The organism is Candidatus Darwinibacter acetoxidans (assembly GCF_041936445.1).
Taxonomy (GTDB): domain Bacteria; phylum Bacillota; class Limnochordia; order Darwinibacteriales; family Darwinibacteriaceae; genus DTU010.
In genome coordinates, this window is the sequence record NZ_JBHGXH010000323.1 from 74,233 (window position 1) to 89,552 (window position 15,320).

The 15,320-nt window shown below is 60.4% G+C and carries 16 protein-coding genes; all 16 read left to right on the top strand.

Annotated elements, in window-relative coordinates; genetic code table 11:
• Nucleotides 1–63 precede the first annotated feature (63 nt).
• Entirely contained in the window at nucleotides 64–1,023 is a 960-nt protein-coding gene (locus ACE4YL_RS14055; protein WP_461360302.1) for a hypothetical protein, read from the top strand.
• A gap of 13 nt (nucleotides 1,024–1,036) precedes the next feature.
• Complete coding sequence (locus ACE4YL_RS14060; protein WP_461358919.1) at nucleotides 1,037–1,939, top strand: bifunctional enoyl-CoA hydratase/phosphate acetyltransferase; 903 nt, start codon at nucleotides 1,037–1,039, stop codon at nucleotides 1,937–1,939.
• Nucleotides 1,940–1,950: 11 nt separating this feature from the next.
• Entirely contained in the window at nucleotides 1,951–3,033 is a 1,083-nt protein-coding gene (buk, locus tag ACE4YL_RS14065; protein ID WP_461358920.1) for a butyrate kinase, read from the top strand.
• Nucleotides 3,034–3,065: 32 nt separating this feature from the next.
• Nucleotides 3,066–3,290 carry a 4Fe-4S binding protein gene (locus ACE4YL_RS14070; RefSeq protein ID WP_461358921.1) on the top strand — a complete coding sequence of 75 codons (225 nt, stop codon included), beginning with the start codon at nucleotides 3,066–3,068 and terminating at the stop codon, nucleotides 3,288–3,290.
• Nucleotides 3,291–3,294: 4 nt separating this feature from the next.
• Entirely contained in the window at nucleotides 3,295–4,356 is a 1,062-nt protein-coding gene (locus ACE4YL_RS14075) for a 3-methyl-2-oxobutanoate dehydrogenase subunit VorB (protein WP_461358922.1), read from the top strand.
• Entirely contained in the window at nucleotides 4,356–5,117 is a 762-nt protein-coding gene (locus tag ACE4YL_RS14080) for a thiamine pyrophosphate-dependent enzyme (protein WP_461358923.1), read from the top strand. Before ACE4YL_RS14075 ends, ACE4YL_RS14080 begins: the two co-directional genes overlap by 1 nt.
• On the top strand, nucleotides 5,110–5,640 hold the full coding sequence (locus ACE4YL_RS14085) for a 2-oxoacid:acceptor oxidoreductase family protein (RefSeq protein ID WP_461358924.1): 531 nt from the start codon (nucleotides 5,110–5,112) through the stop codon (nucleotides 5,638–5,640). The genes ACE4YL_RS14080 and ACE4YL_RS14085 overlap by 8 nt, the downstream gene beginning before the upstream one ends.
• A gap of 27 nt (nucleotides 5,641–5,667) precedes the next feature.
• Complete coding sequence (locus ACE4YL_RS14090; RefSeq protein WP_461367250.1) at nucleotides 5,668–6,732, top strand: DUF3866 family protein; 1,065 nt, start codon at nucleotides 5,668–5,670, stop codon at nucleotides 6,730–6,732.
• Nucleotides 6,733–6,745: 13 nt separating this feature from the next.
• Nucleotides 6,746–7,903, top strand: coding sequence for a PHP-associated domain-containing protein (locus ACE4YL_RS14095; RefSeq protein WP_461360303.1), 1,158 nt, complete (start codon nucleotides 6,746–6,748; stop codon nucleotides 7,901–7,903).
• 74 nt (nucleotides 7,904–7,977) lie between these two features.
• Nucleotides 7,978–8,814, top strand: coding sequence for an HlyD family efflux transporter periplasmic adaptor subunit (locus tag ACE4YL_RS14100; RefSeq protein ID WP_461358927.1), 837 nt, complete (start codon nucleotides 7,978–7,980; stop codon nucleotides 8,812–8,814).
• Between the two features lie 68 nt (nucleotides 8,815–8,882).
• Nucleotides 8,883–9,281, top strand: a complete 399-nt coding sequence (locus ACE4YL_RS14105; protein ID WP_461358928.1) for a cysteine peptidase family C39 domain-containing protein — start codon at nucleotides 8,883–8,885, stop codon at nucleotides 9,279–9,281.
• A gap of 92 nt (nucleotides 9,282–9,373) precedes the next feature.
• A complete protein-coding gene (locus ACE4YL_RS14110; protein WP_461360305.1) occupies nucleotides 9,374–11,020 on the top strand; it encodes an ABC transporter transmembrane domain-containing protein in 1,647 nt (548 codons plus the stop codon).
• Between the two features lie 117 nt (nucleotides 11,021–11,137).
• Complete coding sequence (locus ACE4YL_RS14115; protein ID WP_461360306.1) at nucleotides 11,138–13,210, top strand: NHLP bacteriocin export ABC transporter permease/ATPase subunit; 2,073 nt, start codon at nucleotides 11,138–11,140, stop codon at nucleotides 13,208–13,210.
• Between the two features lie 171 nt (nucleotides 13,211–13,381).
• A complete protein-coding gene (locus tag ACE4YL_RS14120) occupies nucleotides 13,382–14,320 on the top strand; it encodes a DMT family transporter (RefSeq protein ID WP_461367252.1) in 939 nt (312 codons plus the stop codon).
• On the top strand, nucleotides 14,317–15,057 hold the full coding sequence (locus ACE4YL_RS14125) for a hypothetical protein (RefSeq protein ID WP_461360308.1): 741 nt from the start codon (nucleotides 14,317–14,319) through the stop codon (nucleotides 15,055–15,057). Before ACE4YL_RS14120 ends, ACE4YL_RS14125 begins: the two co-directional genes overlap by 4 nt.
• A 110-nt stretch (nucleotides 15,058–15,167) precedes the next feature.
• On the top strand, nucleotides 15,168–15,320 hold a 153-nt coding region (locus tag ACE4YL_RS14130), incomplete at its 3' end, for a Mu transposase domain-containing protein (RefSeq protein ID WP_461368465.1).

The window sequence follows — 15,320 nt, forward strand, 5'->3', positions numbered from 1 at the left end:
TAAAGCAGGTATAAAGAAAGACCTGCTTTTTCATTTTCTTAACATAGGAAAAGGGGTATGTGCATGGCGGTTCTGGCCTACTACCCCCACGGCGCAGCTCTGCACGTGGGTGTGGGAACCTTGGAGGCATACACTACTGCTGTTTTTCCTCTCACTTCCCCTGAGCAGCTCTTTCCCTGGCTGGAGGCAGCCGGAATATCCCCAGATGATGTGGACTTTATCGTAACCAGCGGCACGCTCCCGGGCAGCCAGCCCAGCGGCATTTACCTGTTTAACCCGGAAGCAGCCGCGGCGCACCAAGGAGTGGAGTTTTGTGCCCTGCTGGCGGAGAGACTATCCTCTCCGGTGTATCTCATCGACCCCGCCAGCAGGGCTGACTGCCATCCCCAGGCCCTGGTCACAGGCACACCGGCTCTTGGGCGCACCTGCTCTGCGGACCACTTTCTTTTCAAGTTCCTGGCCCGCCAGGAAGCGGCCAAACGCGGCCTTCCGCAGAGCGAGGGGCGCTTCATTGCTGCCCACCTGGATGAGGTGCACCAACTGGGGGCCGTGGTGGGCACCAAGGTGGTGGACTGCCTCACCAGCCTGGAGGAAGGGCCCTTTGCCCTGCGGCAGAGCGGGGGACTGCCCTTCGACGGTGTGCTGGAGCTGTGCAGCCAGCACCAAGGACGTGAAGAAGTCCTGGACGCCCTCAACCAAAATGGAGGCCTCCACGGTTATCTCGGCCTGGAACGCCTGGAGGATCTCTTCGACCTCCAGGGGGAACAGGCGGACCTGGTCAGGCAGGCCCTGGTCTACCAAATCGCCAAGGAGATCGGCGCCCTCGCTGCCGTCCTGGAAGGCAAGGTGGATGCGGTGATCTTAAGCGGCGAGCTGATGCGCCTGCCGTCCTTCCAGGCCGAGCTGGCCCAGCGGGTGGGCTTTATCGCGCCCATCTCGGTCTACCCGGGCAACCAGGGAGTGGCTGCCCTGATGGCAGGCGCCAAAAGGATCCTGGATCAAGAACCCATCATTCTCAGCTGAAGGGGTGTGCATTATGGGATTTGCAGAACTGAAGGCAAGTCTAAAGGGACGCTCCCCGGCAGTTCTCGTTTTGGCCTGGGGCCTGGACGGGGGAGTGCTGGAAGCGTGTAGACAGGCTTTGGACAGCGGTTTTTTGGGAGAAGTGATCGTCACCGGTCCCCCCGATGAGGTGCGGCAGGTAGCTCAAGAGGCGGGAGTTGCCCTTGACGGCTTCACCCTCCAGGACGCCTCCAGCCCCGGGGAAGGGGCGGCAGAGGCGGTGCGGCTGATCCGGGAGGGCCGGGGTCAGATCCTGATGAAAGGGCATCTGGGCACCAGCGTAATCCTGCGGGCGGTGGTCAACAAAGAAACGGGTATCCGCAAAGAACCCCTGCTCAGCCACATCACCATCTTCGAACTGCCCTCCGGGCGGTTGGTGCTGCTCACCGATGCAGCCATGAACATCAAGCCTGATCTCACCCAAAAGGCCCAAATCCTGGACAACGCCATCAAGTTCGCCTGGTCCATCGGCCTGGCCAATCCTAAAGTGGCGGTACTGGCCTCGGTGGAAACGGTGAATCCCCAGATGCAGGACACGCTGGATGCTGCCGCGCTCACGGTCATGGGGAATAGAAAGCAGTTTTCCAAGCCGGCCATCGTGGACGGACCCCTGGCCTTCGACAACGCCTACTCGCTGGAGGCGGCGGCCCACAAAGGCATCGGCAGCCCCGTGGCGGGGCAGGCCGATATCTTCCTGGTTCCGGAGATCACCGCGGGCAACGTGCTTTACAAGGCCCTGGTTTACGTGGGCGGCCTGTCGGTGGCCGGGATCGTAACCGGCGCCCAGTGTCCCATCGTCCTAACTTCCCGGGCTGATAGCGCCGCTTCCAAACTCAACTCCATCGCGGTGGCCTGCCTGTCCCTGGAAGGCAAGTAGGGAGGAGAAAGATGCAGCATTTGCTTCTGGTGATCAATACCGGTTCCACCAGCACTAAACTCGCGGTCTATCGCGATGCAGAGCAGATCCACACCACCAGCCTGCACCATTCCACCGAGGATCTGGCACCCTTTGCCACCATCGTGGAACAGAAAGGGTTCCGCCAGCAGGTGATCGTGGAGTGGCTGGAAGAGATCGGAGTTGAGCTCGCGGACCTCACGGCCATCGTGGCCAGGGGCGGCCTGCTCGCGCCCATTCCCGGAGGCACCTACCGCATCAACGAGCTCATGGTGCGCCACATGGCCGCGGAGCGCTACGGAAGGCACGCCTCTAACTTGGCGGGGCTGATCGCCTATGATCTGGGGCGGAGCTTGAACATCCCCTGTTATATCGTGGATCCGGTGGTGGTGGATGAACTGGCGGACGTGGCCCGCATCAGCGGCCATCCGAGCCTCGAGCGCATTTCCATCTTCCACGCCTTAAACCAAAGGGCCAACGCTAAAAAGGCCGCTGCTTTGCTGGGCCGGCCCTATACAGAGCTCAACCTGATCGTGGCCCACCTGGGGGGCGGCATCTCCGTGGGCGCCCACCAGCTGGGCAGGGTGATCGATGTGAACCAGGCCCTCTCGGGGGAGGGTCCCTTTTCCCCGGAGCGGGTGGGCTCGCTGCCCACCAACGCCCTGGTCCATTACTTTTTTGACCACGGCTGGACCAAGGATGAACTGATGAAGCAGTTTGTGGGGCGTTCCGGTCTTGTGGCCCACCTGGGGACCAACGACAGCCGGGCCATCGTCGCCCGCATGCAGGAGGGGGACAGCCAAGCGGAGTTCTACTTCAAAGCCATGTGCTACCAGATCGCCAAGGAAATTGGCAGGATCAGTACGGTACTCTGCGGTAAAGTGGATCAGATCATCCTTACCGGAGGCCTGGCCCACTCCCCCGAGCTGGTGGCGGAGATCAAGCCCAAGGTGGAGTTCATTGCACCGGTTATGGTGCTGCCAGGTGAAAACGAACTGGAAGCCCTGGCCCTGGGCGCCCTGCGGGTGCTCCAGGGAGAGGAAAGGGCCCGCGACTATATCGTGGAGGAAGTGTAAACGCGCAAGATCCTGCGGAAGGGGGTGAACCCATGCGCGGTCAAGTCCTGGTTAACGAAGAGCGCTGCAAGGCCTGCAGCCTGTGCATAAGCGCCTGCCCCCATGATGTTCTGCGGTTGGCGGAACGGATCAATTCCAGGGGCTACCATCCTGTGGAAGTCTACCAACCGGAGAAATGCACAGGATGTACCCTCTGCGGTGTCATCTGCCCTGATTTAGTCCTGACTATTCAACGTGAAATTCCGGAAAGGAAGTGATCCTGTGGCCAAGATCCTGATGAAGGGGAATGAGGCCCTGGCCGAGGCGGCCATCCGGGCTGGGTGTAAGGCCTTTTTCGGCTATCCCATCACGCCCCAAAACGAAGTACCAGGCTACATGGCCGATCAGCTCCCCCTGCGGGGAGGAGTTTATCTGCAGGCGGAAAGCGAAGTTGCCGCCATCAACATGGTCTACGGCGCAGCCGGTGCCGGCGCCCGGGTGATGACTTCATCCTCCAGCCCCGGCATCAGCCTCAAACAGGAGGGCATCTCCTATATCGCCGCGGCGGAGCTGCCCTGTGTGATTGCCAACGTGGTGCGCTGCGGCCCGGGACTGGGCGGCATCCAGCCCAGCCAGGGTGATTACTTCCAGGCGGTAAAAGGGGGAGGCCACGGCGACTACCGCCTGATCGTCTTGGCTCCAGGCAGCGTCCAGGAGATGGCGGAGCTCACGACCCTGGCCTTTGATCTGGCGGACAAGTGGCGCAACCCGGTGATGATCCTCAGCGACGGCATCCTCGGCCAGATGATGGAGCCTGTGGAGTTCCCCGAAGACTATCAGCCCCTGGAGGTGGAAAAACCCTGGGCCACCACGGGCGCCAAGGGCCGGGAACGGAATATAGTCAACACTCTGGATATCATCCCCGAGTCCTTGGAGAAGAAAGTGGAAAAGCTTTTGGAGAAATACGAGCGGATTAAGCGGGAAGAGGTGCGCTGGAAAGAAGAGGGTACCGAAGATGCGGAGATCATCTTGGTGGGCTACGGAACCTCCGCCAGAATCGCCCGCTCCGCCATGGAACAAGCCAGGCAAAAAGGCCTTAAGGTGGGCTTGTTCAGGCCCATCACCCTCTTCCCCTTCCCGGAAGAGCGTCTGCGGGCCCTGGCCGGTCCAGGCCGCCAGTTCCTGGCCGTGGAGATGAGTGCCGGCCAGATGATCGAAGATGTGCGCCTGGCGGTGGAAGGGCGCAGCCCCGTTCACCTCTGCCGGCGCCTGGGCGGCATGGTGCCCACTCCCGAGGATGTATTGGCGAAAATCCAGGAGCTTGTGGAAGGGAGGGCCAGCTAATGAAGACAGTGTTCCAGAAACCGCAGGCCATGACCGATGCCCAGCTGCACTACTGCCCCGGCTGTACCCATGGAATCATCCACCGTTTAGTGGCGGAAGCCATCGATGCCCTAGATATTCGGGAACAGACCATCGGCATCGCCAGCGTGGGCTGTTCGGTATTCGCCTACGATTATTTCAACTGCGATATGCAGCAGGCCGCCCACGGCCGGGCACCGGCGGTGGCCACCGGCATCAAGCGGGTGCTGCCTGAAAGCATCGTGTTCACCTACCAGGGAGATGGCGACCTGGCGTCCATCGGCATGGCGGAGATCGTCCATGCCGCGGCCAGGGGGGAGAATATCACGGTGATCTTCATCAACAACGCCATCTACGGCATGACCAGCGGCCAGATGGCCCCCACCACCCTGCCCGGTCAAGTCACCGCCACCTCACCCCGGGGCCGCAGCGTGAACGAAACCGGGTATCCCATCAGAATCTGCGAGCTGCTGGTGGCCTTGGAGGGGGCAGCATATTTGGCCAGGGTTTCCAGCCACAACCCCCGCCACATTCTCCAGGCGGGCCGGGCCATCAAAAAGGCCTTCGAAGTACAGCAGCAGAAGCAGGGTTTTGCCCTGGTGGAAGTGCTCTCCACCTGTTCGGTCAACTGGGGCATGGCCCCGGTGAAGGCCATGCAGTGGTTGGAAGAGAACATGATTCCCTATTATCCCCTGGGCGTCTTCAAAGACGTCACGGCCAAGGAGGGTGAACAGCATGGCTGAGATCATCATCGCGGGTTTCGGCGGCCAGGGAGTACTGGTTTTGGGCCAGGTGATCACCTACGCCGGGATGCTGGAAGATAAGAATGTGTCCTGGCTCCCATCCTACGGTCCCGAGCAGCGGGGAGGTACCTGCAACTGTTCCGTGGTGGTAACCGATGGCGAGGTAGGTTCGCCCCTGGTCACCAAGCCCTCTGTGGCCATCATCATGAACGGCCCTTCCTTTGACCGGTTTGAACCCACCGTTAAGCCCGGCGGCCTCGTCCTGTACAATTCATCCCTGGTGCACAAAAAGCCCAGCCGCGACGATGTGCAGGCCATTGCCGTGCCCGCCAATGAAATCGCGGACGAACTGGGCAATACCCGGGTGGCCAATATGGTGATGCTGGGGGCCTTCATTGAGGCCACCGGTTTGGTGAAGAAAGAAAGCATCGAGGCGGCCCTCAAAGAGGTGATCTCGGAACGCCATCACCACCTCATTCCTTTGAATATGCAAGCTTTTGAGCGGGGGAGGGCATACCAATAGCAAATCCCACCAAGGGAGGCTAGAGGTATGGAGTGTTCTACCCGCTGGGGTGTGGTGCAGCAGGTGAGCAGCTTCCCCAACAGGCAGGAGCTTCTGGTGCAGGTGGGAACGGAAACCGCCAAAGCCCTGGCTTTCCCCAAGCTGACCGGAGAGTGCCGGCAGGGGGATCGGGTGCTGCTCAACACCACCGCCCTCCAGCTTGAGCTGGGCACAGGAGGCTGGCACTACGTTCTCGCCGTGGAAGGGCGGGAACGTAGTCTTTCTTCTGGGCCTGGACACATCATCAAGCTGCGCTACACGCCGCTGCAGGGGCGGGTTCTGGCGGTGGAGGAAGAGGCCAGTCCCCACCACCAGGTCTTGGCGCAGGCCGACTCCTTGGAAGGCCTGCCTGTGGCGGTGGGCAGCCTCCACAGTATGCTGGCGCCCCTGGTCTGGCTGGTGGCTCAGCACTGCCCAGGCAGGCGCCTGGTCTATCTCATGAGCGATGGCGCCGCCCTGCCCCTGGGTTTCAGCACAGCCTGCGCCCTCCTCAAGGAGCGGGGGCTCCTGGCGGCCACCATCACCTTCGGCCATGCCTTCGGCGGGGACCTGGAGGCGGTGAACATCTACAGTGCCCTTTTGGCTGCCAAGCATGTGGCCAAGGGGGATCTGGCCGTGGTGCTCATGGGGCCAGGGGTGGTGGGTACAGGCACAACCTGGGGCACAACAGCGGTGGAACAGGGCATCTTTCTCAACGCGGCGCTCCAGCTCGGGGGCACCCCCGTGGCCCTGGCGCGCCTGAGTCAAAGCGATCCCCGGCCCAGGCACCTAGGCCTCAGCCACCACACCCAGACAGTGCTGAAAAGGGTGGTGCAGGGCCCGGTGTTTTTTCCGCTCCCCGTCTGTTTCCAGGAGTTTGACCAGTGGGAAAAGCAGCTGCGGGATCTGCCGCACACCATCTGCTGGGAGGATACAGAAGAGGACTTCCAAAGGCTTCTCACAGCGGACCTGCACTTTTCCACCATGGGAAGGGGCCTCAGGGACGATCCCCTCTTCTTCCACGGCGTGGCCGCGGCTGCGCTCTTTTTGTGCCGGCTGCTGGGGAAAGAGTGAGGGGGAAAGGGTCTTGGTAAGAATCTACGCCGATCTCCACATCCATGTGGGTCGAACCAGCCGGGCAGCCCCGGTGAAAATCACAGCTTCGCCCAGGCTGAACCTGGAGAGCATCGTGAAAACCGCAGAGCAAAAGGGCCTCCAGCTCGTGGGCCTGGTGGATGCTGCCTGCAGCGGAGTGCTGCAGGATCTGAAGGAGCTGGTGGAAAACGGAACGCTGCAACCCCTGGAGGGGGGAGGCTGCCGCTGGGGCCAGACGGCCCTCTTTTTCGGCAGTGAAGTGGAACTGGCCCACAGGGGAGAGGCAGCACATTTTCTCGCCTTTTTCCCCAGCCTGCAGGCGCTAAAGGACTATGCCGGGGCGGTGGCGCCCGCTTTGACCAACCCGGCTTTGTCCACGCAGCGTCTGAAAATGCCCCCCGATGAATGGCTGGCCGCGGTGCTGTCCGCGGGAGGGGCGGCCCTTGCGGCCCATGCCTTTACGCCCCATAAAGGCGTCTACGGCAGCTGCGTGCGGGAGCTCGGGGAAATGTTTGCCCAGCCCGAACAGATCTCCGGGTTAGAGCTGGGCTTGAGCGCGGACAGTACCATGGCGGCAAGCATATCCGACACCCACCGCTATGCTTACCTGGCCAACTCCGATGCCCATTCCCCCGGATCCATAGGGCGGGAGTTCACCGTGTATGAGCTGCCTGAACTCTCCTTTGCGGCCTGGCGGAAGGCTTTGGCCTGCGGGGGAGAGGGGATTGTCGCGCTGTGCGGTCTGGACCCCCGCCTGGGGAAATACCACCGCAGCTGCTGCCCACGCTGCAACCTGCTGGCGACGGAAGAGGAAGCCATCTTCCAGTGCCCCAACTGCGGCGGGGATATGGTGGCGGGAGTGTGGGATCGGGTGCGGGCCATCGCCGACTGCCGGGAAGAGCCGAAGAGGCGCGCCCCCTACAAAGTGCATATCCCCCTGGCCATGCTGCCGGGAGTGGGCCCCGCCGCCTGCCAGAAGCTGCTCGGGGAGGTGGGCACCGAACTTGAGGTGCTCTACCGGGCCTCCCCGGAGAAGATCAGGCGGGCAGCGGGGGAAAAGGTCACCAGGAGTATCCTGGCGCTGCGAAGTGGCTCCCTTACCGTTCAGCCGGGCGGCGGCGGGAGATATGGGCGCGTGGTCCTGCCTTAAGCGGCTTGTCCACACTGCCATTTTATTACATTATTATTACATAAATGTAAGTGTGGAACAGGGGAGGCCAGGGCATGGATTCGGGCCTTTTTCGCAAGACGGCGCTGGAAAGGATTTCTTCACCAGAGCGCCTTAATGAGTATATCAAGATCACCCATCCCGGGGTGTGGAGTGTCCTTGTGGCTTGTCTGGCCCTCCTCTTAGCCGTGGGCTTTTGGGCGTTCTACGGCAGCATTCCCGACACGATCCACGCCTTCGGAATTGTTTTCCCCGAACACGGTGTTGCCCATGTGATTCCCCCCGCGGGGGGCCGGATCACCAACATGCGGGTTAAAGTGGGCGACTACGTGGAGGCGGGGCAGATCCTGGCCGTGATTCCCCAGGAGGATCTGATCAAGCAGATCAACGAGGCCAAAAGCGCCCCCAACCCAGATGAGGACTATATCGCGCAGCTCATCGCCGAGTACGAAAGCCGCTCGCTGGTTCTTTCGCCTGTATCGGGCATCGTGCTTTCGGCCCGCAGGACCGATGAGACTGTTTCCGCCACGGAAGTTTTGGCGACCATTGTGAAACTGGAGAAGTATGCAGATAAACACCAAGTCATCGCCTATGTGCCCATGGCGGCAGCCCAGAAGCTGAAGGAGGGGATGGAGGTGCAGGTATCCCCGGAGTTTGCCCCCCGGGAAGAGTACGGGTTTATCTACGGGCATATCACCGGTGTTGGCACCCACCCGGTCTCGGAAGAAGATGTGCTGGCGGCCGTGGGCAATCTGCAGTACGCGCAGAGGCTTTTCCCCCGGGAAAACAGCGTGGAGGTGAGGGTCACCCTCACGGTGGATCCCCACTCACCCAATGGGGTGAAGTGGTCCAATGACAAGGGCAAACAGCTGCCCCTGACCCTGGGGACTTAATGCAACCTGCAGATCGTGGTGGAAACCTATCGACCCTACCAGTTAGTGTTCTGATCAGGGAGGCGGCCATGGCCAAAGTAGCGAAAGTGCCTGTAATTATGCAGATGGAGGCGGTGGAATGCGGAGCCGCCTGCCTCGCCATGGTCTTGGCCTACCATGGCAAGTGGCTGCCCCTGGAACAGGTGCGGGAAGAATGCGGCGTTTCCCGGGATGGCAGCAAGGCCAAGAACTTGGTGTTGGTGGCCAGATCCCACGGGCTCAAGGCCAATGGCTACCGGAAAGAGCCCGAAGGCCTGCGGGAGGTACCGCTGCCCGCCATCATTCACTGGAACTTCAACCACTTTGTGGTCCTGTGCGGCTTCAAGAAGAACAAGGTAGTACTGAACGATCCAGCCCGGGGGAGGGTGGAAGTCTCCCTGGAGGAGTTCGACGAATCCTTCACCGGCATCGTGCTCTGCTTTGAATAGACGGAGGAGTTCGTGCCTCCGGCAAGCCCAGGAGTGTCTGGGAATTTGCCAAGAAGCGGCTGAAGGGCACTGCCCCTGCCTTTGTGTTTGTCATGCTCACCGGAATCCTCCTCACGGGGGTCCAGCTCCTTACACCCATCTTTTCCCGCCTCTTCATGGATCACATCCTCTCCCGGCACAACCCCCAATGGCTGATCCCGCTCTTGGCGGCCATGGCCCTGACCCTGGCCTTTCAGTTTGTGGTGAACGTCATCCAAGGCATCCATTGGCTGAAAATCGAAGGAAAGCTCGCGGTGGAGGCCAATGCCTCCTTCATGTGGCATGTGCTCCGCCTGCCGGTGAGTTTCTTTGCCCAGCGCTACATCGGGGATATCGCCAGCCGGCAGACCAGCAATGAACAGATCGCGGCCACGCTGATCGGACAGCTCGCGCCCATTTTCCTCAACTTGGTGCTGCTGCTGGCCTATTTGGCCATCATGATCCAGTACAGCCCAGTCCTGGCGGTGGTGGGGGTGACCACCTCCATCCTCTATCTGGTCTCCATGCGGCTCGTTTCCAAGCGGCGCCTGGACCTAAGCCGCGTCACGCTGCGGGATGGGGGCAGGCTCATGGGCGCCACCATGTCCGGCTTTGAGATAATCGAAACCATCAAGGCCTCCGGCGCAGAAGGCAGCTTTTTCCAGCGCTGGGCCGGCTATTTTGCCAGCTACAGCAATGCTTTAGTGCAGTTCAACCAGGCCAACCAGTTCTACAGCCTTATCCCGCCCCTGCTGCAGCAGGGGTCCAACATTATCATCCTGGTGATGGGTGTCTACTTGATTTTGGATGGTTCCTTTACCATCGGTATGCTCCTGGCTTTTCAAGGCTTTACCGCCTCTTTTCTCAGCCCCGTGCAGCAGCTGGTGGGAGCTTCCCAATCCTTCATCGAGATGCGTTCCCAGATGGAGCGGGTGGAAGATGTCTTCAACTACCAGCCAGACGTGGAAGAAGAAGACCCCAGCTTAACGCTTCCTCTCGAAAGGCTCAGGGGAGGGGTGGAACTGCGGGGCATCACCTTTGGCTACAACAAAACGGCACCGCCCCTCATCGAGGATTTCTCCCTCACGGTCAAACCAGGGGGCAGCATCGCCCTGGTGGGCTCCTCCGGAAGCGGTAAGTCCACCGTTGGTAAGCTCATCGCGGGGCTCTACAAGCCCTGGTCGGGTCAGATCCTTTTCGACGGCATCCCCCGGGAGCAGGTTCCCCGCCAGGTTCTTACCGCCTCCATCGCGGTGGTGGATCAGGACATAGCGCTCTTTGAAGACACCATCTTCAACAACCTCACCCTGTGGGACAAGTCCATTGATGAAGCCACCGTGATCGAAGCCTGCAAAGATGCCCAGATTCACGAAGACATCATGGGACGGCCTGGAGGCTACGCCCATGTGATTAAAGAAGGGGGCAAGAACTTCTCTGGGGGCCAAAGACAGCGCCTGGAGATTGCCCGGGCCTTGGCCCAACGGCCCACCATCCTGATCTTGGATGAGGCCACCAGTGCCCTGGATACCAAGACGGAGCACCTGATCATGGAGGCGGTGAAAGCGAAGGGCATCTCCCTGATCATCATTGCCCACCGCCTCTCCACCATCCGGGATTGTGATGAGATCATTGTCCTGGATCAGGGTCAGGTGGTGGAGCGGGGAACACATGAGGAACTGCTGAAGCTGGGCGGGAAGTACAGTGCCTTGGTGAGCACTTGAGGGACCGGAGGTGAACCAGGTGTCCATCGATCCACAGCTGCAAAGGCGCATCGATTATGACAGCAAAGCCATGCGGACGCCTTTTCCGACCTCCTGTCCATCGTGGGCAGAAAAAGGATGGACGCCACCGGGCGGGAACGGGAGGTACAGCTGCAGAGTGCCCTGGAAGCCATTTTTGACGCGCTGTCCCTGCCGGTGCCCGAAGTCCCCGAGGAGCTGGAGGGGCTGGAACTGCGTCTCGACTACATGCTGCGCCCTTACGGCGTTATGCGGCGCAGAGTGGAGCTCAGGGGGAAGTGGTGGCTCAGCACCATGGGGCCTCTCCTGGGCAGCACCAAGGCGGGGGATGTGGTGGCTCTGCTGCCTGCCCCGTACTGGGGCTATACCTTTGTGGATCCCGCCTCTGGTAAGAAGGTCAAGGTGAACAGCAAAACCGCGGCCCAGCTGGGGACGGAGGCGTTCTGCTTTTACAGGGCGCTGCCGGCGCGCCCGCTGAAGCTGTTAGACCTGGTGGCCTTCATGCTGCGCTCCCTCAGTGTGGACGATCTGGCCTTTGTCCTGGTCATCAGCCTGTTGGTGAGTCTCTTGGGGATGTTCCTCCCCTACATGAACAAACAGATCTTCGACAGCGTGATTCCCACGGGTACCAAAAGCGACCTGTTGCCGCTGGCGGCCCTGCTCATCGGGGCCACGGTGGGCTCAGCCCTCTTTTCCATGACCCGTACCCTGGGCCTGATGCGGCTGCGGGATAAGATCAACCATTCCGTACAGTGCGCCGCTTTAGCTAGGCTGTTCACCCTACCCGTGTCGTTCTTCAAGGGCTTTTCCGCTGGTGAGATCTCCAGGCGGGCCATAAGTGTGAATACCCTCACGGAAATGCTGTCTGATACTGTGCTCACCAGTCTCCTGGCGGCTCTGTTTTCCTTCGTGTACATCTTCCAGATGGCGGGCTTTGCCCCCGTGTTGGTGGCCCCGGCCCTGCTCAGCATCGGCGGTCTTTTGACCCTCACTTTCCTCACCGGCCTGATCAGGCAGAAACACAGCCGCAGGCTCATGGAGCTGAGCGCCAAGTTGGACGGTATGGTTTTTGGACTCTTGGGCGGCATTCAGAAGATCAAGCTGGCCGGTGCGGAGCGGCGGGCCTTTGCCAGATGGGCAGCCCAGTACAAAGAGCTGGGGAGATTAAGGTACAACCCGCCCGCGCTGCTGCCCCTGAGCGGTGCCCTCCAGACCCTCTTGGTTATGGGTAGTACCATCCTCCTTTACTATGTCGCGGGCCGCGGTCTGGCGGCACCGTCGGATTATATGGCCTTCAATGCCGCCTACGGAGCGGTGAGCAGCGCCCTTTTATCCTTGGGCGGCGTGGTTGTTTCCCTGGCCAACGTTAAGCTCCACTTGGAGATGGTCAAGCCCATTTTGGAAACGCCTCCAGAGTTCCACGCAGGCAAGAAGCAGGTTATGCGCCTGTCGGGCAGGATCGAAGTGTCCAATGTTACCTTCAGCTACACCCCAGATGGACCCCTGGTACTGAACAACCTCAGCCTGAAGGTGGAACCCGGTGAATATGTGGCCATCGTGGGCAGGTCTGGCAGCGGCAAATCCACCCTGATGCGCCTGCTTTTGGGTTTTGAAACACCCACCTCCGGTGCCATCTACTACGACGGTTACGATCTCCAGACTCTGGACGTGCGCAGCGTGCGCCAATGCATCGGGGTGGATCTCCAGGACAGCAAGCTGTTTCCCGGCAGCATCTACGCGAACATCATCATCACTGCACCCTGGGCCACCCTGGAGGACGCCTGGGAGGCAGCCCGCCTCGCGGGCGTGGACGAGGATATCCGGGCCATGTCCATGGGTATGCACACCCTGGTGAGCGAAGGGGGTGGAGGACTGTCCGGCGGACAGAGACAGCGGATTTTGATCGCCCGGGCCATCATCTCCAAACCCAGTATCATCCTCTTCGATGAAGCCACATCGGCCCTGGATAACATCACCCAGGACCTGGTGGCCCAGAATCTCGCTGCCCTGAACTGCACCAGGATAGTCATCGCCCACAGGCTCTCCACCGTGCGGCAGTGCCACCGTATCCTGGTTCTGGACAAGGGAACCGTTGTGGAAGAAGGCACCTTCGAAGAGCTCATGGCCAAACGGGGGCTGTTCTACGAATTTGCCATCAGACAGATTGATTAGAGGCTGGGTATGCCCAGCTTTTTTCCTGGGCTTCGGCCCCAGAAAGTGGTAACCGGGAGTTACTAGGTTTTCTCACCTGGCCGTTGTAAACAACAGTCGGAAAGCCAACGGGCGCGCTGCAGATGGGCAGCGGCACCGGGCTGCGCTGGAATTTTGGGGAGGTGGGTGCCCTTGACCCGTGCCGAGTCGAACATAGTGCTGTTTTCCATCACCTTGTGCTGGGCTTCATCCTATCTGTTCGTGAAGAACCTGCCGCCGGATCTTTCGCCCTTTGCCTACATGACCATGACCTCGGGGCTGGCCTTCATCATCCTGGCCATCGTGTTCTTTGCCCGGCTGCGGGATCTCAAAGGCCGGGTTCTCTGGCGCAGCGCGATCTTGGCGGCCATCGTTTGCTTCAACCTGGTCTTCGAACGCCTGGGGGTTTCCCGGATCCCGGCCTCCACAGCCAGTTTTGTGGCCAGTTTGACCATTGTGTTTGTTCCCCTCTTCCTGCTCTTACTCAAACAAAGGCCCACCAAAAACAACGTGCTGGGCATCCCCTTTATCCTGGCGGGCCTGGTGCTCACCAGCGGCGTCCAGCGGGGTGCCCCCCTGGAATTGGGCGTTTTGTACATGGTGGCGGCCTGCATCTTCATGGCCATCTACGTGATCGTGGTGGACGGCTTCACCAAGAACGATGACCCGCTGCTTTTGGGGATCGGCCAGATGCTGTGGGTGGCGGTGATCGCCTATTTGCTCTGGCTGGTGGAAGAACCCCGCACCTTCTTCGCTTTAACCTATACCAACGAGATGCTGGCCAGCATTTTCCTTCTGGCCTTCTTCGCCCGGGCCTACGCCTACATCATGCTCATGTACGGCCAGCGCTACGCTAACCCCATCAGCGTCACGGTCATCGCCTCCACGGAGCCGGTGGTCACCATGGTCTTGGCCCTTTTGATTCCGGATACGTTCGGGCAGACCGAAAGCTTCACCTTCGCCAAGCTGGTGGGGGGAGTGCTCATCGTCATTGGCGCCATCTGCGCCGGCACTGACTTTCTGGACAACCCCGATCTGCTCAACAGGCTGAGGCTGGGCGGAAAAGGAGAAAAAGGAGTGGCTGCGTCGTGAGGGAAATCCTGCTGCCCTTGAAGGGGAAACAGACCTTGCTGCAGATCGGTCTGTGTGCGCTGATCTTCGTGGGCATGGCTGTGCCCTTTAAGGTGATGGTCTTGGTGGAAGGCCTCACGGAAGTGCGGCCGGTGAATGCCGTTCCGGTGGTGATGGGCCTTCTGCTGGGGCCTGCCGGCGCCTGGGGCTGTGCCATCGGCAATCTGATTGCCGATCTCTTCGGCACCTTTTCCAAAGCATCGTTCTTGGGCTTTTGGGGGAATTTCATCGCCGCATACCTGCCCTACAAGCTTTGGCATACGCTGAAAAACGGGGAAAAGCCCAATGTGAAGTCGGGGCTGAACCTGTTTCTCTACCTGGGGATCAGTGCCCTTTCTTCGCTGGTGGTGGCCATTTTCCTCACCTGCGGGCTGGATGTGTGGCTGAAGATGTGGCTGCCCAACTTGTTTCCCATCATCTTCTACAACTTCTACAACAACTTGGGCTTTCCCCTGGCCTTGGGCCTTCCCATCCTTATCGTGCTCACCAGCGATGCCCACAACGTACAGCCTGTCCTGCCCCCAGCCAAAACCCCGGGGCAGCTGACCCGGGCCCGGCTCTCCCTTGCGGTCTTGGTGCTCACGGGTCTGGCCATTGCCTGGCTGCTCAGCCAGGGCCTGCCCATGACCAGCTTTTGGTTGACCGCGTTGTTGGGGGCCGCGTTTTTGGTCTCCCTGGTGACCCTGCTCCTGGTCTAGAGCGGCAAATCACCTAGGGGGCGTTGCAGAACTACTCGATTGAGTAGGAGCAACGCTCCTTTTTGTGTCTCTTGGCCTGAAAATGCGCCCAGAGTTGGACAGATCTTGAGATGGCAGACACAATTGATGGCAACAAGTACTCTGTACCGGTGCAGTTCGCACGCAAACGGGTGAAGTACCGCCGTTTTGAGGACCGGATTGAGTTGCTGGACGACGGGACTGTGGTGGACACCATCGCCTTGGTTCCTGGTCGAGGAAAGAGT